Origin of the sequence: Halomonas borealis, assembly GCF_004798905.1 — a bacterium.
Classification (GTDB): domain Bacteria; phylum Pseudomonadota; class Gammaproteobacteria; order Pseudomonadales; family Halomonadaceae; genus Halomonas; species Halomonas borealis.
Genome location: NZ_SDMO01000048.1, coordinates 1 through 305 on the forward strand (window position 1 = coordinate 1; position 305 = coordinate 305).

A 305-nucleotide genomic window follows, 5' to 3' on the forward strand; every position below is an offset into this window, starting at 1 on the left:
CCGTGGTTTTTCAGAAATGGTTGCCCAAGAGATGATGATCAAGTTTCAGCTTACAGAAAAATACTGTGAACTCTTTACAGACCCTGAAATCATTAAAATCATGAGTAAAAAATTATCCCCCGAAGACGCTGTCCTTTTCATATCTTTAAATGGCGAAACTCCAGAATTGGTAAATGCTGCACAAAATTGTCAACAACACAATATTGCAACACTTCTCCTTACGACAGCGGGTGAATCCACGCTGACCTCCCTATCTGATGTTGCTCTAGTTGGTTTTAAATCAGATGGCTCCTTTTTCCCAGACT

At 40.0% G+C, this 305-nt stretch carries 1 protein-coding gene; it reads left to right on the forward strand.

Annotated features, from left to right (window positions below):
* Positions 1-305 (forward strand): SIS domain-containing protein (locus ETC07_RS16125; RefSeq protein WP_136249327.1); only part of this gene is annotated, 305 nt, incomplete at both ends.